We start from the raw sequence: 23,441 nt of genomic DNA, 5'->3' as shown, positions 1-23,441 counted from the left end.
CAGGGGCGTTCCCATGGCCCAGAGTGTTCCCGTGGTAGCCGGGGCACCCTGATGACTTGGGGTGAGCCGTTCCGCCGGGCGGCCCACCCCCATTGACCCGGAAGATCAGACAGCGGGCGGCAGAGCGCGCTCACGCTCCACCGCGCGCTGGTCCAAAGACACCGGGTCCGGCTGCGGGTGCGGCGCGCATGATGCGCGCCGCACCGGCGTCCTGCCCTCCAGCAGATACGCGTCCACATGGCCGTTCACACAGGCGTTGGAACCGCCCACGATGCCGTGCGAACCGGCGTCCTGCTCGGTGACCAGCACCGAGCCGCCGAGCCGCCGGTGCAGCTCCAGCGAACCCGCGTACGGTGTCGCCGCGTCCCGCTCGGCCGCAAGGATCAGCAGCGGCGGCAGCACACCCGGGGCCGTGCGCACGTCCAGCGGCTGCTGCCGGGGCGCGGACCAGTAGGCACACGGCAGGTTCATCCACACATTGGCCCAGGTCTCGAACGGGGCCCGGCGGGCCAGAGCGGTGTTGTCGCGGTCCCACACCTTCCAGTCCGTGGGCCACGGCGCGTCGTTGCACTCGACGGCCGTGTAGACGGCGTTGCCGTTCTCCTCCTCCACGGCCTCCTCCGGATCCGGCGCGGCCACCGCGATCAGCGCACTCGGGTCGCCCTTCAGATACTTGGCGAGGGCCGCGGCCCGGCGCGGCCAGTAGTCGTCGAAATAGGCGGCCTGGAGGAAAGCCGACCGCAGTTGCTCAGGACCCACCTTGCCCCCGGCCGGTTCATGCGCGAGCCGGGCCCGGGCCAGCTCGTAGCTGTGCTGGACCCCGGCCGCGGTCGTGCCCAGGCCGTAGGTGGCGTCATGCCGGGCCACCCAGGCGCGGAAGTCCGCCCAACGGCCCTCGAAAGCCACTGACTGCTCGAGGTTGTTGCGGTACCAGATCTTGTCCGGCGCCGGGTCGACCGCCGAGTCCAGCACCATGCGCCGCACATGCCCGGGGAAGAGCACAGCGTGCAGCGCCCCCAGATACGTCCCGTACGAGGACCCGACATACGTCAGCTTGTCCTCGCCGAGGCCCGCCCGGAGCACCTCCAGATCGCGGGCGTTGTTGAGGGAGTTGATATGCCGCAGATCCGCGCCACCGTGGCGGGCACAGCCACGGGCGTAGGCCTTGGCCCGGGCGATCCGCTCCTGCTTGTAGGACGCGGACGGCTCGGTCGGGGCCTGCGTGGGGGACTTGGTGAAGTCGGCCGGGTCCTGGCAGGACAGCGGAGCGGACCGCCCGACTCCGCGCGGGGCGTAACCGACCAGGTCGTACGCCCCGGCGATCCGCTTCCACTCGGGCCACCGGGAGGCCTTGGGGAAGTACATGGCCGAGCCACCGGGTCCGCCCGGGTTGTAGACCAGCGCGCCCTGGCGCGCGGCGGCGGGGCCACCGGCCCTGACCCGGCTGACGGTGAGCGGGATCTGACGGCCCAGCGGTTCGGCGTAGTCGACCGGGACATCGACCGTTCCGCATTCGACGTACGAGGGGAGCTGCTCGACGGCGGCGCAGGGCCCGAAGCCGATCCCCGCGGTGCCCGCGCGGGCGGCGGCGATGAGCACACCGGCGTCCTCGAGCGGGGTGGCCCGGACGCGGCTGCCTTGTCCTGTGCCTTCGCCGACGGGTACCCCGGGGAAGGTGGCTCCTCCGGCCGGTGCGGCGACGAGGGCCGACAGGACCAGGGAGCCGAATACTCCGCGCCACACTCGTACGCTCATCGTGTTTCCCTTCGTACCGCCGCGTGGCACGAAGATCACCGCAGGGGAGAGGCTTGTAAAGCACCAGTGTCCGGTGTCGGCGTCAATGACCCCGATGCGTCAGTCCCGGACAGCCCGGTCAGGCCCGGACACGGTCTGGACGCGGCCTAGTCACCGCCGCCACCGCCGCCGCAGCTCGAACCGCCGCCACAGCTTGAGCTGCTGCCTCCGCAACTCGACCCGCCGGACGAGCTCCCGCAGCTGGACCCGCCGCCGGACGAGCTTCCGCAGCCACCGCTGCACCCGCCGCTCCCGCCGCAGGAACTGCCGCTCGCACCGCCGCAGCCTCCGCCGCCCGAACCGCCTCCGTCGGGGGTCGAGGCGCACCACACCACATCCGCCCCGATCAGCGCGGGCACCGCACCGTCGTCAGCAGAGGACCGGCCGTGCCCGGTCCGCACCAGCCGGGCGGCCGTCGTCAACTGGCCCTGGAGCAGGGGGTCGGGAAGCGCGCGCAGCCCGTTCAGCGCCACCACATGTGCCGTGTCCGTGGTCCGCGCATGGGCCCGCCGGTACTCGGACGCGGCCCGCCGGCCCGCCGCCGTCACCTTGCGGCCGGCCTTCGCGGCGCAGACGGCCCCGACGAGAAATCCTCCGAAGATCGCGGGCAGGATCGCCACGAAGAAGGGAAACGAGTGCTCGTACCCCTCGAGGGCCGTGTACTGGAGGGCCATCACCACGATTCCGCCGGGGAACAGCAGGAAGCAGCAGACCGTCTGTGTTCCCGCCCAGCGCCGCAAGGGGCGCAGCAGACGGGGCGCCGCCATCAGACCGCGTGCGGCGAGTCCGTCACCGATCGCCTGCACGGCGCGACCGCGCATCACTCTCAGCCGCACGGTGTGCAGCGCCCCGCTCGGTGCCGCGGATGCCTCCTGGAGGATCGCCTGCTCCACCGGGTGGTAGGCCACGGGCTGCCGCACCGCGAGGATTCCCGGGCCGCCGATGGTGATCCGTCCGCTGGTCGTCATGGTGGCCAGCGCCGTGTCGACGACACGGGCGGGGCCGCCGTTCAGGAAGGCGGCTTCCATGACGTCGTGCAGGTGGCCGGCCGCACCGCGGCCACGGGCCCGGGCGAGTCCCCGGATCAGCAGCGCCGACGAGAGGGCCACGGCGAGATTCACCAGTATCGCGAGGATGTTCAGCATCATGGGGAGTCACCTCCTGACGAGGGCGGCACGGGCCGCCCGTACGATCCGGGTCGTGCGGCGCGGCGGGCGGGCGCCCGCCCTGTCCTGCCACCAGTGCGTGAGCCGCCGTCGCGTGGCCGGGTCCTGCGGGTGTCCCGCGATCAGCAGGTGTTCGGCGAAGTCCAGTGCGTCCCGGTGGTACCCGCTGCTCATGGGCCGGTTCCGTGCGTAGGCGACGAACGCGGGCCGGTAGCCGCTGCCGAGGATCTGCGGCAGCTCCGGAGCCACCTTCGCCACCACGTCGGAGCGCTTGGCGGCGAGGGCCCGGCTCTGTACCCGCAGCCGCTGCGCGTCGAAGCCTTCCGGCGCGGGCGTACCCGCGACCAGCGCGGACAGCAGGGCCGCCTGGGCCAGCCCGAGCCGCTCACGTGCCTCCTCCGTTGCGGCGGAGACCGGGCGCGCGGGGCGGAGATCGCGTACGGGAGCCGCTGGTGCGTCTGCCGCCGCCGACTCCAGGGTCTGCCTGATCGCGGTCAGCTCCCCGGCCAGCTCGTCGGGCGGCGGGAAGTCGTCGTCCCGCTCGAGCAGCACGCCTGGCGGGTCGGTGCGGCGGCGCAGCTCCGCGAGGATGTCGAGGACCGGCCGCGGCACCGGATGGGCGTGGGTGTCGTGCCAGACCCCGCCTTGTTCGAGACCTCCGGCGACATGGACGTAGGCGATGGCTTCGACGGGCATCTCGTCGAGTGCGGCCAGCGGGTCCTCGCCGCGGTTGACGCGGTTGGTGTGCAGATTGGCGACGTCGATGAGCAGTCGTACGCCCGTGCGGTCCACGAGCTCGGCGAGGAACTGCCCCTCCGTCAGCTCATCGCCGGGCCAGGAGATCAGCGCGGCGATGTTCTCGAGGGCCAGCGGCACAGGGAGGGAGTCCTGGGCGATGCGCACGTTCTCACAGAGCACGGCCAGGGCGTCCCGGGTGCGGGGCACGGGCAGCAGGTGCCCGGCCTCGAGGCCGGGCGACGCGGTGAGCGGACCTCCGGCGCGTACGAACGCGATGTGCTCGGTCACCAGCGGGGACCCGAGTGCCTCGGCCCGCTCGGCCAGTGCCGAAAGACGTCCCGGGTCGGGGCGTCCGGCGCCGCCGATGCCCAGTGCGACCCCGTGCGGGACGACCGTGACACCCCGCTCGCGCAGGCGTACGAGGGAGTCGGGCAGATGGCCGGGGCAGACGTTCTCCGCCACGACCTCGACCCAGTCGAGCCCGGGCAGCCGCTCGACGGCCTCCGCTATCTCAGGGCGCCAGCCGATGCCGGTGCCGAGCCTTTCGATCCTCTTCATGCGTCCCCCTCCTCTGCGTGTGCAGGGGTCATGGCCCGGCCGGACCGCGCCGAATCCAGAGGAGGGGACGTTCAGAGCTTCATTTGAGGTTCCGGACGCGTGACGCGTCCGGAACCCCGCTTTCAGAGAGGGACGGCTACTGCTGGGTGCCCGGCGCCGGCCGGTTGGTGTTGACAGCCGTCGGCGCTCCCGGCTGGGTCGACGGCTTGGACGTGGCATCGCCGGGGTTCTGCGGGGTGACCGGGGCCGGAGCCGGCGGGAGGTTGCCGTCCGGCGGCGGCGGGCCGGTCGGGCTTGCCGTGGCGCCGGTGGCGGCCTCATTGGCGATCGCGTCGAAGTCCACCTTGCCGGTGGCCTCCAGCATGGTGATGTGGTCCAGCACGGTCTGGTTGGCGTCGCTCGCGAGCTGCCGGATCAGCATGTTGCGGGTGGTGTGGCGCACCTGCGCGACCAGCGCGAAGACCTTGCCATGTGCGTTGCGCAGCAGGTTCGCGAACTTGTACTCGTACTCCTGGCCGCTTGCCGCCGACAGCTCCCGCAGCCAGCCCTGCTGCTGATCGTTGGGCTGGTTCGGCAGCTCGACGCCGAGCTTGGCCGCCACGTCACGGGCCCGCAGGTCGAGGTCGGTGTGACCGACGACGAGGTGGTCACCGGCCTCCTTGATGGCCTTGCTGGGCGCGCGCTCGATCGCCTGCTGGCCCGCGGGCAGCTCCCAGAGCCCGGCGAGGCGGACCTTGACCAGGAAGTCGCGGTCGGTCGCGGTCAGGGGGCCCCACTGGGTCGCCACGGACGACGCGTTCAGATTGGCCTGCCCCGTGCCGGAGCGGTCCGCGTAGGACCAGACGGGAAACGCGAGCGCGCCCACCGTTGCGACCAGGGCCGCGATGATGAGTGCTGTCCCGTTGATGCGCCGCAGCAAGTGTTCCTCCCCAGCGGTTGTGCGTATCTGCGTATGGCAGTACCGGTGGGTACGCAGCGGGGGCGGGTTCTGTTCAACGGGCTTCAGACGAGTTGCGGATGGCTTGCCACGACCGTGACCGAGCCGGGGGCGATCTCCGTGAAACCAGCGTCCCGCACGGTCGGCAGACCGCTCGCGGTGAGCCGGGCCCAGTGCTCGGGGTGCGCCGTCCGCACGGCCAGCGGGAAGCCCGCGGTACGCCACGCGGTCTGCTCGGACTCGCGCATGTCCCACCAGAGCAGCTGGGCTCCGTGCCCGACCTGGGCCATCTCCTTGCCCGTCGACATGCTCAGCTCGGGGCTGAGCCAGATCACCGCCGCGCCGGGGGCCTCGGCGGGGACACCCGGCTGATCCGGGTTCTCGGCTCCTGCGGGGTCCGTGGGGTCTTCCAGCTCCGTCCCCGACACCTGGAGCTTCACCAGCTCCTTGGGCCAGCCGTCCAGCGGCACCGGAGGGAACACCCGCACCTGCGCGCGCTCGCCCGTCACCGTGATCCCGGGCAGTGCCGACGCCTTGCGCCACTCGGCGCCGCGCGCCCTCCGCACCACCTTGCGGATCCGGGCGTCCTGCCAGTCCCGCATCGCCTGCGCCCACTCACCGTCGCCGAGGGACCGCTCGTCGCTGAGCATCACGAGCACCGCACGCGCCGCGGTCTCCAGCGCGTCGGTGCGGGACGGCGGAGCGGCCTTCTCGATCCGGGCCACCAGAGGGAGGACGAACTGAGGGGCTTCGTCGCGGGCGGTCCGTTCGTGGCGGAAGGGGCTGTCGGGGGAGCTGCTGGTGTTCACCTGCCCAGTCTGCCAGCCCGGAAAAGCGGCGGATGCTGCCGGAATAGCGGTCACTGCCGGTCGCTCGCGGAAAGTCCACGATCAACCGCCGAGGTCCTGAACCGCATGTTCTGATGCACCGTCAAAAAGATTTCCTCTGCGCACTGGTGAACGGAACGGCTGCCTCCGTCCGTATCAAGGGCCGGACGCGTCCCCGGTCGTCCCCCTCGGCGACCCAAGTCCGTAACACCCCCAGGAGGCGAAGAGTTGAGTCACAGGCGAATACCCAAGCGGAAGGCCATTCTCGCTGGAGCCGGAGCGGTGGGCATCGCTGCAGCGGCCATACTGCTGCCGAATGCCAACGCTTCGCAGTCCGGCGCGGGGGAACCGTCGGAAGCGCCCAGAAAGATGAGCGCCGCATCGGCCTCGGAACTGCTCCAGCAGCTGGGAAAGCAACTCGGTGATTCCTACGGCGGCGCCTACTACGACACGGGAAAGCAGCAGCTCGTCGTCAATGTCGTCGGCGACGACGACAAGGTGAACGATCGGGTCGAGAAGGCGGGCGCGGTCGCCAGGAGCGTCCGCAACAGCGCGGCGTCGCTCACGTCGGCCACCGAGTCGCTCGCCCGGAAGGCCGCAGTGCCGGGTTCGGCATGGTCCATCGACCCGCGCACCAACCAGGTGCTGGTGACCGCGGACCGTACGGTCACCGGTTCGCGGTGGGACAAGCTGGAGTCGGCCGTCGGCTCGCTCGGCGACGGAATGGCCCGGATCAAGAAGTCCTCCGGTCTGTTCAAGCCCTTCGTCGAGGGCGGCGACGCCATCTTCGGCGGCGGTTCCCGCTGCTCGCTGGGCTTCAACGTCACCACGCAGGACGGCCAGCCCGGCTTCCTCACCGCCGGTCACTGCGGTGTGGCGGCCGAGCAGTGGTCCGACCAGCAGGGCGGCGCCCCGATCGGCACGGTCCAGGAGGCGGTCTTCCCCGGCGAGGGCGACTTCGCGCTCGTCACGTACGACGACCCCAACACGCAGGCGGCCAGCTCGGTCGACCTGGGCAACGGGCAGCAGGTGGAGATCAAGCAGGCGGCCGAAGCGGCCGTGGGCCAGCAGGTGTTCCGTATGGGCAGCACCACGGGGCTGAACGACGGCCAGGTCACCGGGCTCAACGCGACGGTGAACTACCCGGAGGGCACGGTCAGCGGGCTCATCCAGACCAATGTCTGCGCGGAGCCGGGGGACAGCGGTGGTGCGCTGTTCACCAGGGAGGGTGACGCGATCGGGCTCACCTCGGGCGGCAGCGGTGACTGCACCCAGGGCGGCGAAACCTTCTTCCAGCCGGTGACCACGGCGCTGGCCGCGGTCGGCGCCCAGATCGGCGCCGGTGACGGCGGCGCTGGTGACGGTGGCGCCGCGGATGCCGGTGCCGGAAACGCCGGGGCGGGCGACGCGGGTGCCGAGAACGGCGGCGCCGGTGACGGCGGTGCTGCTGACGCGGGTGCCGAGAACGCCGGTGCCGAGAACGGCGGCATCGGTGACGGCGGTGACGGTGCGGCGGACGCCGGTGCCGGTGACGGCGGTGCCCTCAATGGCGGTGCCGCCGGCGACGGAGGGGCCGGCGACGCCGGTGCCACGGCCGGTGCGGACCCCGGCAACGGTGGTGGCGATGACGCCGGTGCCGGTGACGGCGGCGCGGTCCAGCAGCACGGCTGAGGCACGGCAAAGGAAGAGCGGCCCCGGGCTCTGCGGATGCCCGGGGCCGCTCTTCCGTGTACGCGTGTGTTACGCCAGCTTGGCGCTCAGCGTGATGGTCGTGCCCGTCAGCGCCTGGCTCACCGGGCAGTTCTTCTTGGCGTCCTCGGCGGCGGCCTGGAAGGCTGCCTCGTCGATGCCGGGGACCTCGCCGGTGACCGTCAGGTGGATACCGGTGATGCCCTCGCCGGGCTGGAAGGTGACGTCGGCCTTGGTCTCCAGGCGGGTGGGCGGGGTGCCCGCGCCGCTGAGGCCGTGGGAGAGCGCCATGGAGTAGCAGCTCGAGTGGGCGCCGGCGATCAGCTCCTCGGGGCTGGTCTTGCCGTTCGCCTGCTCGGCGCGCGACGGCCACGAGACGGGGAAGTCGCCGATGCCGGACGAGTCGAAGGTGACGACGCCCGAGCCCTTGAGCAGCTCGCCCTCCCAGACGGTGTGGGCCTGACGCGTGGTGGCCATGATGGGTCCCTTCTCAAACCGGTGAATAGGTCCAACTGGGCCCAACCTACTGGAACCTACCGGTCGACAAGCCCCTTGGCGTCCCTGGCCAGTGCGGTGAGCCGCGAGATGGCCCGGAAGTACTTCTTCCGGTACCCGCCGTTCAGCATCTCGTCACTGAACAGCCTGTCGAACGGCAGACCCGACGCCAGCACGGGCACCTCGCGGTCGTACAACCGGTCGGCGAGTACGACGAGCCGCAGCGCCGTCGACTGGTCGGGCACCGGCTGCACATCGGTGAGGCACACGGCGCGCACCCCGTCCGTCAGGGCTCCGTAACGGCTCGGGTGGACCCGTGCCAGATGTTCGAGCAGGCTGGGGAAGGCATCGAGCGAGGCGCCTTCGGCGGCGTGTGCGGCCTTGGCGACCTGCTCGTCCGTGAAGGGCGGCGGGGCCTCGGGAAGCCCGCGGTGGCGGTAGTCGTCGCCGTCGATCCGCAGCGGCCTGAAGTGCGCGGAAAGACCCTGGATCTCCCGCAGGAAGTCGGCGGCGGCGAACCGGCCCTCACCGAGCTTCCCCGGCAGGGTGTTGGACGTGGCCGCGAGCGCCACGCCCGCGTCCACCAGTTTGCCGAGCAGGGTGGACACCAGCACGGTGTCACCCGGGTCGTCCAGCTCGAACTCGTCGATGCACAGCAGACGGTGCCCGCTGAGCGTGCTCACCGTCTGCTGGAAGCCGAGCGCGCCGACCAGATTGGTCAGCTCGACGAAGGTGCCGAAGGCCTTGAGCGCCGGTTCGGCGGGCGTCGCGTGCCACAGCGAGGCCAGCAGATGCGTCTTGCCGACCCCGTAGCCGCCGTCCAGATAGACGCCGCGCGGTGCGGTCGGGGCGGCGGGCTTCTTCGCGAACCAGCGCCGTCTGCCCGCTCCGGAGGCGTGCGCCCCGCCCAGACCTGCGGCGAACGTGCTCAGGACCGTGACCGCCTCGCTCTGGCTGGGCTGGCGGGGGTCGGGCACATAGGTGTCGAAGCGGACCGCGTCGAAGCGCGGCGGCGGCACCATCTCCGCGACCAGGCGGTCGGCGGGGACACGGGGCTCGCGGGCGCACAGGGAAACCGGGGCCGCTTCGGTTATGGGGCTGGTGGACACAGCTACCCACTCTACGGGCCGTGCCAGACTGCACGGCATGCGACGTCTGTTCCCTGTGACCGACCCGACAGTCGCGGCTGCCGACATGGCCGACCGCGAATGGAGCCTCGACGAGCTCGCCGACGCGTACGCGTACCCCGGTGAGTGTCACCGCGGGGACGCCGTGTGGCTGCGGGGCAACATGGTCGCGTCCCTGGACGGCGCCGCCCAGCACGAGGGGCGCTCGCAGCCGTTGTCCTCGGAGATGGACATGCGGATCTTCGGCACCCTGCGGGCGCTGGCGGATGCGGTGATCGTCGGCGCGGAAACGGTACGCCAGGAGGGCTACCGCCCCGCCCGGGCCCGGGAGGCCTTCGCGGAGCGCAGGGCGGCCGCCGGGCAGGGGCCCGCTCCGGCGGTGGCCGTGGTCAGCGCCAGCCTCGATCTGGACTTCAGCCTGCCCCTCTACACCTCGCCGCTGGTGCCGACCCTGGTGCTGACCGGGGCCGCGGCATCGCCCGAGCGGATCGAGAGGGCCCGTGCGGCGGGCGCGGAGGTCGTGATCGCGGGGGACGGCCCGGGTGTCGACCCCGTCCGTGCCGTACGGGCACTGGCGGACCGCGGGCTGCGGCGGCTGCTCACCGAGGGCGGCCCGCGGCTGCTGGGTCAGTTCATCGCGTCCGGTGCGCTGGACGAGCTGTGCCTGACCGTGTCCCCGATGCTGACGGCGGGGGACGCCCAGCGGATCGCGGGCGGGCCGTCGGTGGCGGTGCCACGGCGCTTCGGGCTGGCGTCGCTGCTGGAGGAGGACGGGTTCCTGTTCAGCAGCTACCGCCGGATCGGATAGGCGGTCGGCGTTTTTCGTTCCGGTTTGCCCCGGGCGGGCACTATTACTCACGGACCCCGTGCGAGCGCGGGGAAGGATGGTTTCCGCGGAAGGCCGAAGGCGGCAACAGAGAAACGCAGAAGGGCGCCCGACGTGTTCACAAGCGTATTGATGATCGAGAAGCCCCTCACGTCCATCGACGTGGATTTCGTCACCACTCTGCACGGGGACGAGGCCGTCTCGTTCATCGTGCTCATGCAGCCCCGCGGCGACCAGGCGGATTTGCTGCTGCGTGCCATCGACGACGTCGCGATGGGGGAGCTGAAGGAAGCCGTCAGAGAAGGGGACGAGCCTGAGGGCAAGGAGGCGAGAAAGCCCGCCGAGCGTGCCCTCGAACACTCGCTCGCGGTGCTGCGGGCGGCAGGGAGCGAGGCCGTCGGCCAGATCGTCGAGGACCACCCGCTGGACAAGCTCAAGACCGTCGTGGACGAGTCCGGGGCCGACGAGGTGATCGTGCTGACCGCGCCGCACTACGTGGAGGAGTTCTTCCACCGCGACTGGGCGTCCCGGGCCCGTCACAAGGTCGGTGTACCGGTGCTCAAGCTCTTCGCGCACAGCGAATAGGCTGGGCTCTCGTACGACACCGCACTCTGACCGCACTCTGGGAGACACACAGATGGCACCCGGCATCCCCCACGCCATGGATCGGCCGCACTTCATCGGCATCGGCGGCGCCGGAATGTCCGGGATCGCCAAGATCCTCGCCCAGCGTGGCGCCAAGGTCGCGGGCAGTGACGCCAGGGAGTCGGCGACCGCCGAAGCCCTGCGCGCGCTCGGAGTGACCGTGCACATCGGACACGCCGCGGAGCACCTCGCCGACGACGCCTCCTGCGTGGTGGTGTCCAGTGCCATCCGCGCCGACAATCCCGAGCTCGCCCGCGCCGCCGAGCTCGGCGTGCCCGTCGTGCACCGCTCCGACGCCCTCGCCTCCCTGATGCACGGCGCCGGCACCATCGCCGTGGCCGGTACCCACGGGAAGACCACCACGACCTCCATGCTGGCGGTGGCCCTCAGCGAGCTGGGCCTCGACCCCTCGTACGCGATCGGCGGCGACCTGGCGGGGCCCGGCACGAACGCCCGGCACGGTGAGGGCGAGATCTTCGTCGCCGAGGCCGACGAGAGCGACCGCAGCTTCCAGAAGTACGACCCCGATGTCGCGATCGTCCTCAACGTCGAGCTCGACCACCACGCCAACTACGCCTCCATGGACGAGATCTACGAGTCCTTCGAGGCGTTCGTCGCCAAGATCCCGCAGGGCGGCACCCTGGTCGTCGGCGAGCACTCCGGAGCCCGGGAGCTGGCCGCACGGGTCGCCGTGCGCGAGGACCTGACCATCGTGCGGGTCGGTGAGGACGAGGCCGCCGATGTGCGGATCCTCGCGATCCGGCCGAACGGCATGACCAGCGAGGTCACCGTCTCGCTGGCGGAAGGCACAGCCACGGGCGGCGGAGCGGGCGGCGGCGAGATCACCTTCACCGTCTCCGTCCCCGGCCGCCACTACGCCCACAACGCAGCGGCCGCCCTCGCCGCCGGCGCCCGGATGGGGATCGCCCCCGCCGAACTGGCCGCCGCCCTCACCGCGTACACCGGTGTGGGCCGCCGGCTCCAGCTCAAGGGCGAGGCGGCGGGTGTCCAGGTCATCGATTCATACGCCCATCACCCCACCGAGATGACCGCCGACCTCGAGGCCATGCGCGCCGCCGCGGGCGACCGCAGGCTGCTCGTGGTCTTCCAGCCCCACCTCTTCTCCCGCACCCAGGAGCTCGGCAGCGAGATGGGCCAGGCGCTCGCCCTCGCCGACGCCTCCCTGGTCCTCGACATCTACCCGGCCCGCGAGGACCCGATCCCGGGCGTCACCAGCGTGCTGATCACCGACGCCGCGACCGCCGCGGGCGCCCGGGTGACCCCCGTGTCCGACAAGAAGGCCGTCCCCGGCCTGATCGCGGGAATGGCCGCACCCGGTGATCTCGTTCTCACCATGGGCGCCGGAGACGTCACCGACCTCGGTCCGCGGATCCTGGCCCACCTGTCTGACTGAGGCCGTCCACGGCCCCAAGCGAGGGAGAGCGAGCATGGCGTACGACGTCGAGAAGCCGGACGAGCAGTGGCGCGCGGAGCTGACCCCGGCGGAGTACGCGGTGCTTCGCGAGGGCGGGACCGAGCCCGCGTTCCGCGGGGAGTACACGGACACCAAGACCAAGGGTGTCTACTCCTGCCGGGCCTGCGGGGCCGAGCTCTTCACCTCCGGCACCAAGTTCGAGTCGCACTGCGGCTGGCCGTCCTTCTACGACCCGAAGGACTCGGACGCGGTGGAGCTGATTGAGGACCGCTCCCACGGCATGGTCCGCACCGAGGTGCGCTGCGGGCGCTGCGGCTCGCACCTCGGGCATGTCTTCGAGGGCGAGGGCTACGCCACCCCGACGGACCAGCGGTACTGCATCAACTCGATCTCGCTGCGGCTGGAGCCGGCCGGCGAGTGAGCCCGTGTCTGTGGCTCTGACCAGGGAGTTTCCCTGGTCAGAGCCCTTGGTCGGCGAAGTGGGCGAGACCGGGCCGTCCCGGCTGTCATCCGGTCGGTCATCACTGCGGGCAGGGCGTGCCGCGTGACACGCCGTAGGGCGCGGCGATCCGGTAGACGCCCGGCTGCGGTGCCGTCAGGCGGGTCCAGCCGTCCGCCTCGGCCAGGCAGCCGTCGCGCTGGGCGGTGCCCTCCAGACGCCTGCCGTCCGCGTCCACCAGGGACAGCCAGGGCGACCACGGAATCCGGACCAGCACCTGGCCGGGCGAGTCCACGGTCAGGTCCGTCCCGCTCTCGCCGGCGCGTATGACGGACGCGGACGGCCCGGCGAGAGGTGCGGGATCCGTCACCCGGAACAGCCGCCAGCCGGCGTCCGACCAGACCTCGGTCAGATAGGGCAGGCCTGCCGAGACCAGCTCCGTCTCCTGCTCAGCCCCGATGTCCGGTCGGCCACCCGTCGGGAGCACCACATAGCGCACCGCCCACCGCTCCAGCCAGGCGCGGTAGTTGGTGGCGTCGAGTGTGCCGTCGTAGAAGAGTGCGTTGCGCTGCATGTCCGCCTGACGGTTCCAGCCGCGTGCCAGGTTCACGTACGGGGTGAGCGCCGACGCCTCCCGGTGGCTGCGCTGCGGGACGACCTCGACCCGGCCGCGTACGGCGTCGCCGCTCCGCAGCTGCTCGACCAGCGGCGTGAGCCCGCTCGCCCAGGCCGTGGCGGGAGTGGTGAGCCTGATGTCCGACACCGTCTTGTTGACCGTCCAGGTGAGCAGCCCGGCGAACGCCAGTCCCGCCACCAGCAGGCGCGGCAGACGCAGCGACCGCCGGACGGCAGGGCGCTCGCCTGCCGCGGCCAGCAGCGCCGTACCGGCGAAGAGCAGCGCCAGCCGTTCCACATTGCTGCCCACCTGCGAGGGAACCAGCCAGGCCACGGCGATCCCGAGGGCGTAGAGAGCCGCGCCGGTCCGTACGGTGCGCCACCGCGGTGGCGCCGTCAGCAGCACGGCCACCGTGTACAGGAGGGGCTGCACCACCGTGCCGAACGCCAGGGGCTGTATCCCCTGGAAGGGGAACAGCAGGGCCGACGCACCGACCACGGCTATCGGCGGCACTGCCGCCGCACAGGCCGCCGCCCGCCGCCCGCGCAGGAACAGCGCGGCACCGAGGACCCCCAGGAACAGCCCCGCCACCGGACTGGCGGCCGTGGCGAGCAGCGAGAACGACACCACGGCGGCGCCCCGCAGGCGCCTTCGCCACCCGGGAGGAGCCGCCCGGCCGTCGCCTCCACCCCAGAACAGCACGCCCACCGCGGCGAGCCCGAACAGGAGCCCCAGTCCGAACGTGGCCCGGCCGGAAGCGGCATTGCAGACGAGCGCCACCGCACCCCACAGTGCCGGCGGCAGTGGACGGCGTACTCCGCCGCAGCGGGTGAGGACGAACGCCAGCAGACCCGCGCACAGCGTCCCGGAGACCACCATCGTCGTCCGCACGCCGACCGCCGCCATCAGATGGGACGAGACGACGCTGTACGACATCGGGTGCATCCCGCCGTACCAGGCGAAGTTGTACGCGGACCCGGGATGCCGTCCGACGAACCCGGCCCATGCGTCCTGGGCCGCGATGTCACCACCGCTGTTGGCGACGAAGCGGAACCACAGCAGATGCAGCAGACCCGCGGTGATCACGGTGATGGTCACCGGGTCGCGCAGGAGCCGCCAGGCGCCGACGAGTGCGTTACCGGTGCGCGTGCACCGGTCCCCGTACGCGACGGAGGGCAGGCTTGCCCGGGTGCCGGCCGTCGTCGGGCGGTCCTGTTCCACGGTGGTCACGATGGCTCCCCCCATGCCCGGCCATGCTCCCCAGGTGCGGCCGGTCGTTGCCCGGGGACGCTAGCACGCACGGGGAGGCGGGCTTGAGGGGCGGCTACGGGGCCGGAGGTCTCAGTCCTCTTCGGCGAGTCCGCCGCCGCCCGTGTCGATGCCGCCCTCGGGCTCGACCGGGGTGAAAGGGGGGATGTCCTGTGCGCAGAGGGTGCCGGCCGGGGGGAGGACACCGTCGACGAGGTAGCGGCTCTCGTACTCGTCCGCGCAGACGCTGGGGTTCGCCAGCGCGGTGTGCCCGTAGCCCTTGATGGTGAGCAGACGGGCGTTGGCCAGTTCGCGCGTCATGGCCAGGGCCCCCTGGTGGGGAGTGACCGGGTCGAAGGTGGAGTTGACCACCAGCAGCGGTGGGGTGGGACGGTTCCACGGACCCGTGTACGGGTCGGCAGCCGTCGCGGGCCACACCGCGCAGGCCGAGGTCGACCAGGGGATGAGGCGTCCCAGGTCACCGGCGCGGGCCTGGCCGAAGTCCGCGAGGGAGCGGTAGCGCTGCGGGTCCCTGGGGTTGGGGCTCTCGGAGCACCGTATCGCCTCTATCTGTTCGTAGCCCGGGTACGGCAACGGGGCGGGCGTGGCCGGGGACTCCTCCGGGGTGCGCTCCTGCCAGAGCTCCTCGAGGGTGTCCGCGAGCTCGGTCCACTGGGGGTGGACGGTGTAGAGGTGTTCGAACGTGGTGCCGACGGCGGCGGCATAGGTCCAGCCGTCCTGGGACTGCCGTTCGAGACGCCGTAGCAGACGTTCGTACTTGTCGCGGGTCGCGTCCGGGCTGCCCGCGGAGAAGGCGCAGCGCTCGGTGTCCGTACGCCCGCAGAGGTCGAGGAACTGCCGCAGGGTCGCGGCGGCGCCCAGGTCGGAGTCCGTGCGCTGGAAGGTGGTCAGCAGGGGGTCGCTCTTCGCGCCGTGGTTGAACCAGGCCTCGGGGTCGAGGTTGGCGTCCAGGACCATGGCGCGGACCCGGTCGGGGAACAGGTTGGCGTACGTGGCGCCCAGCAGCGTCCCGTAGGACACCCCGAGGTAGCTGAGCCGCACCTCGCCCACGGCCTCCCGCAGCCGGTCGAGGTCGCGGGCCGTGTCGGCGGTGGAGACATGCCGCAGCAGCTCGGGGTCCCGCTTCTCACAACGCCTGGCCAGCTCGGCGTACCCGTCGAACCAGACTTCGCGTTCCTTCGCGTCGACCGGGAAGCCGCCGGGGCTCTCGGCGGCCCACTCATAGGCTTCTTGAGGGGTGTCGAAGCACCGCACGGCGGTGCTCGATCCGACACCGCGCGGGTCCCAGCTCACGATGTCGAAGCGGCGGCGTACTTCCTCGGGGAAGGCTTCGTAGGACAGCGGCAGATCCTCCGTCCCCGCGCCACCGGGACCTCCGGGGTTGTAGAAGAGGGTGCCGACACGACGCCCGGGGCCGGTCGCCTGCCGCTTGATGACGGCCAGTTCGATCGTGCGCCCGCCCGGAGCGCGGTGGTCGAGCGGCACACGGGCGGTGGCGCACTCGAAACCGGGGGCTTCGGCGCAGGGGGTCCATTCCAGAGCGGACGCGTCGGCGGGAGGAGGGACCGGTCCTCCGGCCAGGGAGCGTGCCGGTGGGGTGCGCATCGGGGCGTGGGCCGGGGTGTGCATCGCCGTGCAGAGCACCGCCGCGAGGGTGACCACGGCACAACGCCCGCGGCCGGAAATCGCTCCGGGTATGTGCATGCACCCGATCCCATGTCAGGTCTGACGCACCCGCAAACCAGCCTGCGGCCGAATGGCCGCAGAGCGCGGCGGGGCGTGACATCCGTGCCCGACGCCCGAGTTCGCGACCGGACAAGCGGTCGAACGTACGTCCAGGGCCGGCAGGCGCTGAGACGTCCCGTCAGCTCGCTGCCCACGCTTCACGCGGGTTGGAGCAGGTCCCACCGGTTGCCGTAGAGGTCCTCGAACACGGCCACCGAGCCGTACGGCTCATGGCGTGGCTCCTCCAGGAAGCGCACCCCTGCGGTGGTCATCCGGGCATGGTCGCGGGCGAAGTCGTCGGTGTACAGGAAGAAGCCGACCCGGCCACCCGTCTGGGCGCCGACGGCAGCGAGCTGTGCCTCGTCGGCGGCCTTCGCGAGCAGCAGGTCGGTGCCGCCGCCGTCCCCGGGGCGGACGACCACCCAGCGCGAGCCGCCGCCCCGGTCCGTGTCCTCGACGAGGGCGAAACCGAGGGCGTCGCGGTAGAAGGCGATGGCCTCGTCGTAGTCGCGGACGACCAGTGCGGCCAGGGCGATACGGCGCTGCGGCGTGGACATGAGCGCGCTCCTTGCTGGGGGATGCCGGGGATGCCCGGGGTGCTGGGGGCGCCCAGTATCCCGGGCACCTGCACAATGCCTGCCATGGACCCCTCGATCGAGCAGCTCACCGCCCGGGCCGGACGACTCGCACGGCCGGGTGTGCGCCGGATCCTCGGGATCGCCGGGCCGCCCGGGGCCGGCAAGTCGACCCTCGCCGGGGAGCTCGTGGCGCGGCTGGACGGGCTCGCCGTGCTCGTACCCATGGACGGGTTCCATCTGGCGCAGGCGGAGCTGGAACGGCTGGGGCGGGCGTCCCGGAAGGGCGCGCCCGACACCTTCGACGCCGCCGGGTACACCGCGCTGCTGGCCCGGCTGCGGGGGGCCGAGGAGGGCAGCACGGTGTACGCGCCCGCCTTCGCACGCGAGATCGAGGAGCCGGTGGCGGGCAGCATCCCGGTCGGCCCGGGCGTCCCGCTGGTCATCACGGAGGGCAACTACCTGCTCCACGACGAGGGTGCCTGGGCCCGGGTCCGCGGTCTCCTGGACGAGGTCTGGTACCTGGAGCTCGACGAGCGGCTGCGGGTGCCCAGGCTTGTCGACCGCCATGTGCGCTCCGGCAAGGAACGCCCGTACGCCGAGCGCTGGGTAACGGATTCCGACGAGGCCAACGCCCGGCTGGTCGCGCACGGCAGGCATCGGGCCCATCTGACCGTACGGATGGACTGAACGGGGCTGAGCAGCGGGGCGGGCGCGGGCACCCGAAGAGCGCTCCCGGCAGGGTGGTCGGTAGGCTCGAAACCAGAGCACACGCGGGAAACCGAGGACCACAGGATGAGCGGGGGCTGATGTGGGGCTGTTCCGGCGAGGACCGAAGCGGGACGGGGACGACGTGCCCCGCGACGAGGAGTTCACCTTCCTCTCGGTCGGAGAGGCCGCGCGCTTCCGCAGCCAGGTCCGGGAGGCGTTCGCCGAACAGGGACTCGAGGTCACCGTCTACTCCGATGTGGTGACCGACAGCTCCGGACGCCAGTTCGGGCTCGGCAACCTCGCGGCCGTCTGCCACAACGACGAGCGCGGCTCCCGGGTGTGGCCCGAAGTGATCCGCGGGCATGTCGCCCTGGTGCTGCGCACCATGGACGCGCCGTCGGCCCTGGACACGCTGCCGCCGGAGCAGATCCGCGCCCAGCTCTACCCGAGGGTGATCGGCTCGGACGGCCTCGACCCCAAGACCTTCGGATATGCCCGCCACCTCGCCCCCGGGCTGTGCGAGGTGCTCGCCCTCGATCTCCCGGAGAGCGTCATGATGCTCACCGACGAGGCCCTGGAGCCGCTCGGGAAGGTCGAGGAGCTCAGGCAACGCGCGATGGAGAACCTCCGAGCCCTCCCGGTGGAGGGCCACGAACGCGTCGAGGACGCCGGCGGCCTGCGCTTCGACGTGGTGGTCGGCGACTCGTTCTACACCGCCAGCCGTGTCCTGGCGCTCGACACACTCGCCCATCAGGTCACCGGACAGCACATCACCTCCGACGGCGCGCTGGTCGCGCTGCCCTTCCGGCACCAGGTCGCATTCCACGTCATCCGTGACGCCGGCATCATCCCGTCGCTCAACGGCATGGCGGCCTTCGCCGCTTCCGGGTACGCCGACACGCCCGGCGCCATCACCCCGTACGTCTACTGGTGGCGCCACGGCACGCTCACCCAGCTCAGTGATCGCACCGAGGACGGCGAAGGGCTGCGGATCGTCGTGGACGGCGACTTCCAGGAACTGCTGGAAAGGCTCATCGGCCGGCAGCCGGGCGAGGACTGAGCGTCGCACGTCGTGCTGCGCCATGCGAGTGGCGCGGCACGACGTGCGGATCGGAAGCACCGGTCCCGGCGGGCGGTGACGCAAGACTGTGGGGACATCATGCCGTTCGGCGCGCTCGACGGCTGTCGGACTCCCGTTCGTCCCGGTATTCGGCCGTAGAGGCGTGGTCGAACGCGCACCGCCCTGACTGTCCGAGTCCGCGAGGAGATTCCATGGCCGCCCCCGCCAGCGCAGTCGACACGAAGCCCACCGTGGTGGAAGAGATCGCCGCCTACGCGCACCGTGCGCGTTATGAGGACCTCTCGAAGACCTCCGTCGAGCAGCTGCCCACCCATGTGCTCGACTGTGTCGCCTGCTCCCTCGCCGCTCTCGGCGCCCCACCGGTGAACGCCTGCCGCGCACAGGTGCGTGACTTCGCCGACGGCGGGGCCTGCCGGCTCATCGCGGGTGGGACATCGAACCCGGTGTACGCATCGTTCTGGCACACGGCGCTGGTGCGTTACGTCGACATCATGGAGAACTTCCTCGCACCGACGGAGACCTGCCACACCGCGGACAACTTCGGCGGTGTCCTCACCGCAGCGGATCTCGCCGACGCGAGCGGCCGGGAGTTCATGCTGGGGCTCGCCGTCAGCTACACCATCCAGTCCAGGCTCGTCGACCACGCCAACTTCATGACGCGAGGGTTCGACCACACCGCGCAGCTCGCCTTCTCGGTCCCCGCCGCGGCAGGCCGGCTCCTCGGTATGGAAGCGGAACAGCTCGCCCACGCGATGGCCATGGCCGGTGCGAGTGGAGCGTCGTTCGCCAACATCCGGGCGAAGCCCCTGTCCCAGTGGAAGGGGCTCGCCTCGGCTCAGTCCGCGTTCGCCGCGATGAACGCGCTGTTCCTCGCCCGACGCGGGGTCGAGGGCCCGCTCTCCATCATCGAAGGCCCGAACGGCATCGACAATCTGCTGCACCGGCCCATCGAGGTCGACTGGGCGAACGAGAAGTACGAAGGCATCGCCACGAGTGCCATCAAGCGGTACAACGCCGAGATCCACACGCAGTCGGCGATCCACTGCATGGTCGAACTACGCGGGCGGCAGCCGCTCGACCCCGCGCAGATCGTCTCCATCGAGGCGGTCGTACCCCAGATCACCTTCGACTTCACCGGTGGCGGGCTGTACGGGGGAGCGGCCACGACGATCACGACGAAGGAGCAGGCCGACCACAGCCTCCCCTATCTGCTCGCCGTAGCGCTCCTCGACGGAGACGTGATGCCCGCGCAGTTCCTCCCGGAACGCATCGGTCGCGACGACGTGCAGCATCTGCTGACCAAGGTCGTCGTCAAGCCGGGTCAGGACTTCACGCGTGCCTACCCCGAGTTGATGCCGGCACACCTCACCGTCCGCCTCCAGGACGGCAGTGTCCTCACGCACGGTGTCGACGACTATCCCGGACTGCCGTGCCGCCCCTTCACCTGGGACGACGCGGTCAGCAAGTACGACCGTCTCGTGGAAGGCAAGGTCGACCCCGGCCTCGCCGGAGAGATCAAGGACGTCATCAAGAACATCGCCGGGTCCACCACACGCGATCTCACCGGACTCCTCGCACGCGTGCCGTACCCCGCGACGGACTGACGGCCGACCGGGCCTGCCCGGATGCCGTGGACCCTGTGCGGCCGGCCGGCCGAGCGTGTGCGGGCCGGCCGCACTGCAACGCGTCTCAGGACGGCGGGTGTTCGGGTGGCCGAGCCGTGGTGCTCTTGAAAATCACTGCGGAGACCCTCAGGTTGATCCAGGGCCGTCCGGCCCGTCACCCCAGCCGCCGATGAGGAGCCCATGCCCGCCGTGCCCGCCATGAACACTCCGCCCGAGCCCTTCACCGCCGAGGACTACCGGGCCCGGATGGCCCGCGCCGCGCGCTCCGCTGCCGAGGCCGGACTCGACGGCCTGCTCGTGGCCCCGGGGCCCGACCTGGTCCATCTCACCGGCTACCAGCCGGTGTCCACCGAACGGCTCACCCTCCTCCACCTCGCCGACGGCCGGGATCCCGTACTGGTGGTGCCGACCCTGGAGGCTCCCGACGCCGAACACGCCCCCGGCGCCGGCGCGCTCACCCTGCGGGACTGGACGGACGGGCAGGACCCGCACGCCGTCGCCGGGGCGCTGCTGGAGGCCGAGGGACGCTACGGGGTCAGCGACAACACCTGGGCCATGCACCTGCTCGGACTGCAACGGCGGCTCCCGGGCAGCTCCTATGTGGCGCTCACCAAAGCCCTGCCCATGCTGCGGGCGGTCAAGGACGCTGCTGAGCTGGCCCGGCTGGAGGCGGCGGGAGCCGCCGCCGACGAGGCGTACGGGGAGATCCTCAAGGTCCGCTTCGCCGGACGCCGGGAAAGCGAGGTGGCCGCCGACCTCGCCGCGCTGCTGCTGCGGTTCGGGCACTCGCAGGTGGACTTCACCGTCGTCGGGTCCGGCCCGAACGGCGCCAATCCCCACCACGAAGCGGGCGAGCGTGTCATCGGGCAGGGCGACATGGTCGTACTGGACTTCGGAGGTCTCAAGCACGGCTACGGCTCCGACACCACCCGCACCGTCCATGTGGGTGAACCGACCGCCGAGGAAGCGTGGGTCCACGATGTGGTGCGCGCCGCGCAGCAGGCCGGGTTCGACGCCGTTCGTCCCGGGGCGCCGTGCCAGGACGTCGACCGGGCCGCCCGCGCGGTCATCGAGGCGGCCGGGTACGGCGTGTACTTCATCCACCGCACCGGTCACGGCATCGGCGTCACCACCCATGAGCCGCCGTACCTGATCGAGGGCGAGGAGCAGCCGCTGGTGCCCGGTATGTGCTTCTCGATCGAGCCGGGGATCTATCTGCCGGGGCGCTTCGGAGTACGGATCGAGGACATCGTCACCGTCACGGAGAGCGGCGGACGGCGCTTCAACAACACCCCGCGCGAGCTGGCGATCGTCGAGTAGGCCTCGCTGCTCACTCGTCCGCGAGCACCACACATGACTCGCCCGGCAGTTCCAGCGTCCCGTCAGGCCCCGGTGCCCGGACTCCGTTCCACACCGCGAGCACCCGGGCCGGGCCGCCGCCCAGCGGGATCACGGCCGGGGCCTCGCCCAGGTTGACCGCGACCCTGAGGTCACCGCGGCGGAACACGAACCACCGCGCCTCCTCGTCGTAGGCGATCCGTACCGCCGCCAGATCGGGGTCGGAGAGGTCCGGCTGGGATCGGCGCAGGGCGATCAGCTCGCGGTACCAGGCCAGCAGCCGGGTGTGGGGCTCGCGCTCCCGCTCGGTACGGTCCAGGCAGGAGCGCTCCCGGGTCGCCGGGTCCTGAGGGTCCGGGATGTCGTCCGCCGACCAGCCGTGCCCGGCGAACTCCCGCCGCCGGCCCTGGCGCACGGCCTCCGCCAGCTCGGGGTCGGTGTGGTCGGTGAAGTACTGCCAGGGTGTGGCGGCCCCCCACTCCTCACCCATGAACAGCATGGGGGTGAACGGCGCCGTCAGAACCAGCGCCGCCGCGCACGCCAGCAGACCGGGGGAGAGCCGCGCGGACAGCCGGTCGCCCATCGCGCGGTTGCCGATCTGGTCATGGGTCTGGGCATAACCCAGGAAGCGGTGCGCCGGGGTGCGGCTCAGCTCGACCGGACGCCCGTGGGTCCGGCCCCGGAAGGCCGAGTAGGTCCCGTCGTGGAAGAAGACATGCCCGAACGTCTTGGCGAGCGCGGCCAGCGGGGCGCGGGCGAAGTCCGCGTAGTATCCGCGGGAATCGCCGGTCAGGGCGGTGTGCAGGGCATGGTGGAAGTCGTCGTTCCACTGGGCGTGCAGCCCGAGCCCGCCCTCCTCGCGCGGTGTGGTCGTACGGGGATCGCACAGGTCCGATTCGGCGATGAGGAACACCGGGCGGTGTACGTCGGCGCCGAAGGCGTCCACCGCGGCCGACAGCTCCTCCAGGAACGTGAGCGCACGGTTGTCGACGAGGGCGTGGACCGCGTCCAGCCGCAGCCCGTCCATCCGGTAGTCACGCAGCCAGGCCACCGCGCTGCCCACCAGATAGGCGCGCACCTCGTCCGAGCCGGGGGCGTCCAGGTTGATCGCCGAGCCCCACGGGGTGTGATGGGTGTCCGTGAGATACGGGCCGAAGGAGGGCAGATGGTTGCCCGAGGGCCCCAGATGGTTGTGGACCACGTCCAGGACCACCCCGAGCCCCAGGCCGTGCGCCGCGTCGACGAAGCGCTTGAGGGCGGCGGGCCCGCCGTACGGCTCGTGCACGGCCCAGGGCGCCACCCCGTCGTACCCCCATCCGTGCACCCCGGGGAAGGGACACACCGGCATCAGCTCCACATGGGTGATGCCCAGGTGCACCAGCTCGGGCAGCCGCTCCGCCGCGGCGTCCAGCGTGCCCTCCCGCGTGCAGGTGCCCACATGCAGCTCGTACAGCACCGCACCTGTGAGTCCGCGTCCCGGCCAGTCGTCGCTGCTCCAGACGTACGCGTCCGGGGCGACCACCGCGCTCGGCCCATCAGGTCCGTCGGGCTGGCGGCGTGAACGCGGGTCCGGCAGCAGCGGGCCGTCGTCCAGCAGGAAGCCGTAGCGCGTGCCGTCGACCGCGTCGACCTCCGCTGTCCACCAGCCCTTGCGCTCGGGATCGCGTCGCATCGGTTGCCGCGTATCGTCCAGCCACAGCACGACCCGGTCCCGGGCGTGCGGCGCCCACACCTCGAACAGCACTGGCGCATCCCCTGTCGTGTCGGTCCGTCAGTACGGTGATCCGTTGGTCCGTCAGCTCCGTATCGGTGGCACTCCGTCCAT

Annotated in this window: 20 protein-coding genes; 9 read left to right on the top strand and 11 right to left on the bottom strand. The window is 71.6% G+C overall.

Translation table 11 applies throughout. From position 1 onward, the window contains the following. Positions 1 to 105: 105 nt before the first annotated feature. From ACFV6V_RS21920 to ACFV6V_RS21900, 5 genes are all read right to left on the bottom strand, one after another. The gene (locus ACFV6V_RS21920) at positions 106 to 1,755 is read right to left on the bottom strand and encodes an alpha/beta hydrolase (protein ID WP_385567497.1); all 1,650 of its coding nucleotides are present in this window, start codon (positions 1,753 to 1,755) and stop codon (positions 106 to 108) included. Positions 1,756 to 1,901: 146 nt separating this feature from the next. Beyond that, on the bottom strand, positions 1,902 to 2,942 hold the full coding sequence (locus ACFV6V_RS21915; RefSeq protein WP_385567495.1) for a TIGR04222 domain-containing membrane protein: 1,041 nt from the start codon (positions 2,940 to 2,942) through the stop codon (positions 1,902 to 1,904). Positions 2,943 to 2,948: 6 nt separating this feature from the next. Continuing rightward, on the bottom strand, positions 2,949 to 4,256 hold the full coding sequence (locus ACFV6V_RS21910; RefSeq protein WP_385567492.1) for a DUF692 domain-containing protein: 1,308 nt from the start codon (positions 4,254 to 4,256) through the stop codon (positions 2,949 to 2,951). 136 nt (positions 4,257 to 4,392) lie between these two features. Then, entirely contained in the window at positions 4,393 to 5,172 is a 780-nt protein-coding gene (locus ACFV6V_RS21905; RefSeq protein WP_385567516.1) for a DUF4142 domain-containing protein, read from the bottom strand. A gap of 86 nt (positions 5,173 to 5,258) precedes the next feature. Further along, positions 5,259 to 6,002, bottom strand: coding sequence for a peptidyl-tRNA hydrolase (locus ACFV6V_RS21900; RefSeq protein WP_385567490.1), 744 nt, complete (start codon positions 6,000 to 6,002; stop codon positions 5,259 to 5,261). A gap of 246 nt (positions 6,003 to 6,248) precedes the next feature. Between ACFV6V_RS21900 and ACFV6V_RS21895 the strand changes: the two genes are divergently transcribed. Beyond that, on the top strand, positions 6,249 to 7,691 hold the full coding sequence (locus ACFV6V_RS21895) for a S1 family peptidase (protein WP_385567487.1): 1,443 nt from the start codon (positions 6,249 to 6,251) through the stop codon (positions 7,689 to 7,691). Between the two features lie 69 nt (positions 7,692 to 7,760). Here the strand turns inward: ACFV6V_RS21895 and ACFV6V_RS21890 are convergent, their stop codons facing one another. Further along, on the bottom strand, positions 7,761 to 8,186 hold the full coding sequence (locus tag ACFV6V_RS21890; protein WP_385567486.1) for an OsmC family peroxiredoxin: 426 nt from the start codon (positions 8,184 to 8,186) through the stop codon (positions 7,761 to 7,763). 56 nt (positions 8,187 to 8,242) lie between these two features. After that, the gene (gene zapE / locus ACFV6V_RS21885) at positions 8,243 to 9,352 is read right to left on the bottom strand and encodes a cell division protein ZapE (RefSeq protein WP_385567483.1); all 1,110 of its coding nucleotides are present in this window, start codon (positions 9,350 to 9,352) and stop codon (positions 8,243 to 8,245) included. Here zapE and ACFV6V_RS21880 point away from each other — a divergent pair. The 4 genes from ACFV6V_RS21880 to msrB all read left to right on the top strand — a co-directional run bounded on the left by ACFV6V_RS21880 (position 9,351) and on the right by msrB (position 12,658). Next, on the top strand, positions 9,351 to 10,139 hold the full coding sequence (locus ACFV6V_RS21880) for a pyrimidine reductase family protein (RefSeq protein ID WP_385567481.1): 789 nt from the start codon (positions 9,351 to 9,353) through the stop codon (positions 10,137 to 10,139). The genes zapE and ACFV6V_RS21880 overlap by 2 nt on opposite strands. Positions 10,140 to 10,271: 132 nt before the next feature. Beyond that, a complete protein-coding gene (locus tag ACFV6V_RS21875) occupies positions 10,272 to 10,742 on the top strand; it encodes an indole-3-glycerol phosphate synthase (RefSeq protein ID WP_385567478.1) in 471 nt (156 codons plus the stop codon). Positions 10,743 to 10,794: 52 nt separating this feature from the next. After that, a complete protein-coding gene (murC, locus tag ACFV6V_RS21870; RefSeq protein WP_385567476.1) occupies positions 10,795 to 12,216 on the top strand; it encodes a UDP-N-acetylmuramate--L-alanine ligase in 1,422 nt (473 codons plus the stop codon). Positions 12,217 to 12,250: 34 nt separating this feature from the next. After that, positions 12,251 to 12,658, top strand: coding sequence for a peptide-methionine (R)-S-oxide reductase MsrB (gene msrB / locus ACFV6V_RS21865; RefSeq protein WP_385567474.1), 408 nt, complete (start codon positions 12,251 to 12,253; stop codon positions 12,656 to 12,658). Between the two features lie 100 nt (positions 12,659 to 12,758). Here the strand turns inward: msrB and ACFV6V_RS21860 are convergent, their stop codons facing one another. From ACFV6V_RS21860 to ACFV6V_RS21850, 3 genes are all read right to left on the bottom strand, one after another. Further along, on the bottom strand, positions 12,759 to 14,522 hold the full coding sequence (locus tag ACFV6V_RS21860; RefSeq protein ID WP_385567471.1) for an MFS transporter: 1,764 nt from the start codon (positions 14,520 to 14,522) through the stop codon (positions 12,759 to 12,761). Between the two features lie 111 nt (positions 14,523 to 14,633). After that, entirely contained in the window at positions 14,634 to 16,265 is a 1,632-nt protein-coding gene (locus tag ACFV6V_RS21855) for an alpha/beta hydrolase (RefSeq protein ID WP_385567468.1), read from the bottom strand. A 179-nt stretch (positions 16,266 to 16,444) separates the two neighbouring features. Beyond that, complete coding sequence (locus ACFV6V_RS21850) at positions 16,445 to 16,843, bottom strand: VOC family protein (RefSeq protein WP_385567466.1); 399 nt, start codon at positions 16,841 to 16,843, stop codon at positions 16,445 to 16,447. A gap of 84 nt (positions 16,844 to 16,927) precedes the next feature. On the opposite strand from ACFV6V_RS21850, the gene ACFV6V_RS21845 reads away from it, so the two are divergent. The 4 genes from ACFV6V_RS21845 to ACFV6V_RS21830 all read left to right on the top strand — a co-directional run bounded on the left by ACFV6V_RS21845 (position 16,928) and on the right by ACFV6V_RS21830 (position 21,598). Next, positions 16,928 to 17,551: a nucleoside/nucleotide kinase family protein gene (locus tag ACFV6V_RS21845; protein WP_385567463.1), complete on the top strand. Its 624-nt coding sequence runs from the start codon at positions 16,928 to 16,930 to the stop codon at positions 17,549 to 17,551. A 121-nt stretch (positions 17,552 to 17,672) separates the two neighbouring features. After that, entirely contained in the window at positions 17,673 to 18,632 is a 960-nt protein-coding gene (locus ACFV6V_RS21840) for a hypothetical protein (protein ID WP_385567461.1), read from the top strand. A 212-nt stretch (positions 18,633 to 18,844) separates the two neighbouring features. Next, positions 18,845 to 20,257 carry an MmgE/PrpD family protein gene (locus ACFV6V_RS21835; RefSeq protein ID WP_385567458.1) on the top strand — a complete coding sequence of 471 codons (1,413 nt, stop codon included), beginning with the start codon at positions 18,845 to 18,847 and terminating at the stop codon, positions 20,255 to 20,257. Between the two features lie 201 nt (positions 20,258 to 20,458). Further along, entirely contained in the window at positions 20,459 to 21,598 is a 1,140-nt protein-coding gene (locus ACFV6V_RS21830) for a M24 family metallopeptidase (protein WP_385567456.1), read from the top strand. A gap of 10 nt (positions 21,599 to 21,608) precedes the next feature. On the opposite strand, the gene treZ is transcribed toward ACFV6V_RS21830, so the two are convergent. Beyond that, a complete protein-coding gene (treZ, locus tag ACFV6V_RS21825; RefSeq protein ID WP_385567453.1) occupies positions 21,609 to 23,360 on the bottom strand; it encodes a malto-oligosyltrehalose trehalohydrolase in 1,752 nt (583 codons plus the stop codon). Between the last annotated feature and the right edge of the window lie 81 nt (positions 23,361 to 23,441).

The sequence above is a fragment of the Streptomyces sp. NPDC059828 genome (assembly GCF_042731955.1).
Classification (GTDB): domain Bacteria; phylum Actinomycetota; class Actinomycetes; order Streptomycetales; family Streptomycetaceae; genus Streptomyces.
The sequence above is the reverse complement of the archived record's forward strand: the minus strand, read 5'-3'. Positions and strand labels throughout refer to the sequence as shown.

What these genes read in the sequence shown, in the direction of transcription:
- ACFV6V_RS21880 (WP_385567481.1), top strand. Translation starts at nt 9,351, where the DNA reads ATGCGACGTCTGTTCCCTGTGACCGACCCGACAGTCGCGGCTGCCGAC.
- murC (WP_385567476.1), top strand. Translation starts at nt 10,795, where the DNA reads ATGGCACCCGGCATCCCCCACGCCATGGATCGGCCGCACTTCATCGGC.
- ACFV6V_RS21915 (WP_385567495.1), bottom strand. Translation starts at nt 2,942, where the DNA reads ATGATGCTGAACATCCTCGCGATACTGGTGAATCTCGCCGTGGCCCTC.
- ACFV6V_RS21910 (WP_385567492.1), bottom strand. Translation starts at nt 4,256, where the DNA reads ATGAAGAGGATCGAAAGGCTCGGCACCGGCATCGGCTGGCGCCCTGAG.
- zapE (WP_385567483.1), bottom strand. Translation starts at nt 9,352, where the DNA reads ATGCCGTGCAGTCTGGCACGGCCCGTAGAGTGGGTAGCTGTGTCCACC.
- ACFV6V_RS21850 (WP_385567466.1), bottom strand. Translation starts at nt 16,843, where the DNA reads ATGTCCACGCCGCAGCGCCGTATCGCCCTGGCCGCACTGGTCGTCCGC.
- ACFV6V_RS21845 (WP_385567463.1), top strand. Translation starts at nt 16,928, where the DNA reads ATGGACCCCTCGATCGAGCAGCTCACCGCCCGGGCCGGACGACTCGCA.
- ACFV6V_RS21835 (WP_385567458.1), top strand. Translation starts at nt 18,845, where the DNA reads ATGGCCGCCCCCGCCAGCGCAGTCGACACGAAGCCCACCGTGGTGGAA.
- ACFV6V_RS21920 (WP_385567497.1), bottom strand. Translation starts at nt 1,755, where the DNA reads ATGAGCGTACGAGTGTGGCGCGGAGTATTCGGCTCCCTGGTCCTGTCG.
- ACFV6V_RS21830 (WP_385567456.1), top strand. Translation starts at nt 20,459, where the DNA reads ATGCCCGCCGTGCCCGCCATGAACACTCCGCCCGAGCCCTTCACCGCC.
- ACFV6V_RS21855 (WP_385567468.1), bottom strand. Translation starts at nt 16,265, where the DNA reads ATGCACATACCCGGAGCGATTTCCGGCCGCGGGCGTTGTGCCGTGGTC.
- ACFV6V_RS21890 (WP_385567486.1), bottom strand. Translation starts at nt 8,186, where the DNA reads ATGGCCACCACGCGTCAGGCCCACACCGTCTGGGAGGGCGAGCTGCTC.
- msrB (WP_385567474.1), top strand. Translation starts at nt 12,251, where the DNA reads ATGGCGTACGACGTCGAGAAGCCGGACGAGCAGTGGCGCGCGGAGCTG.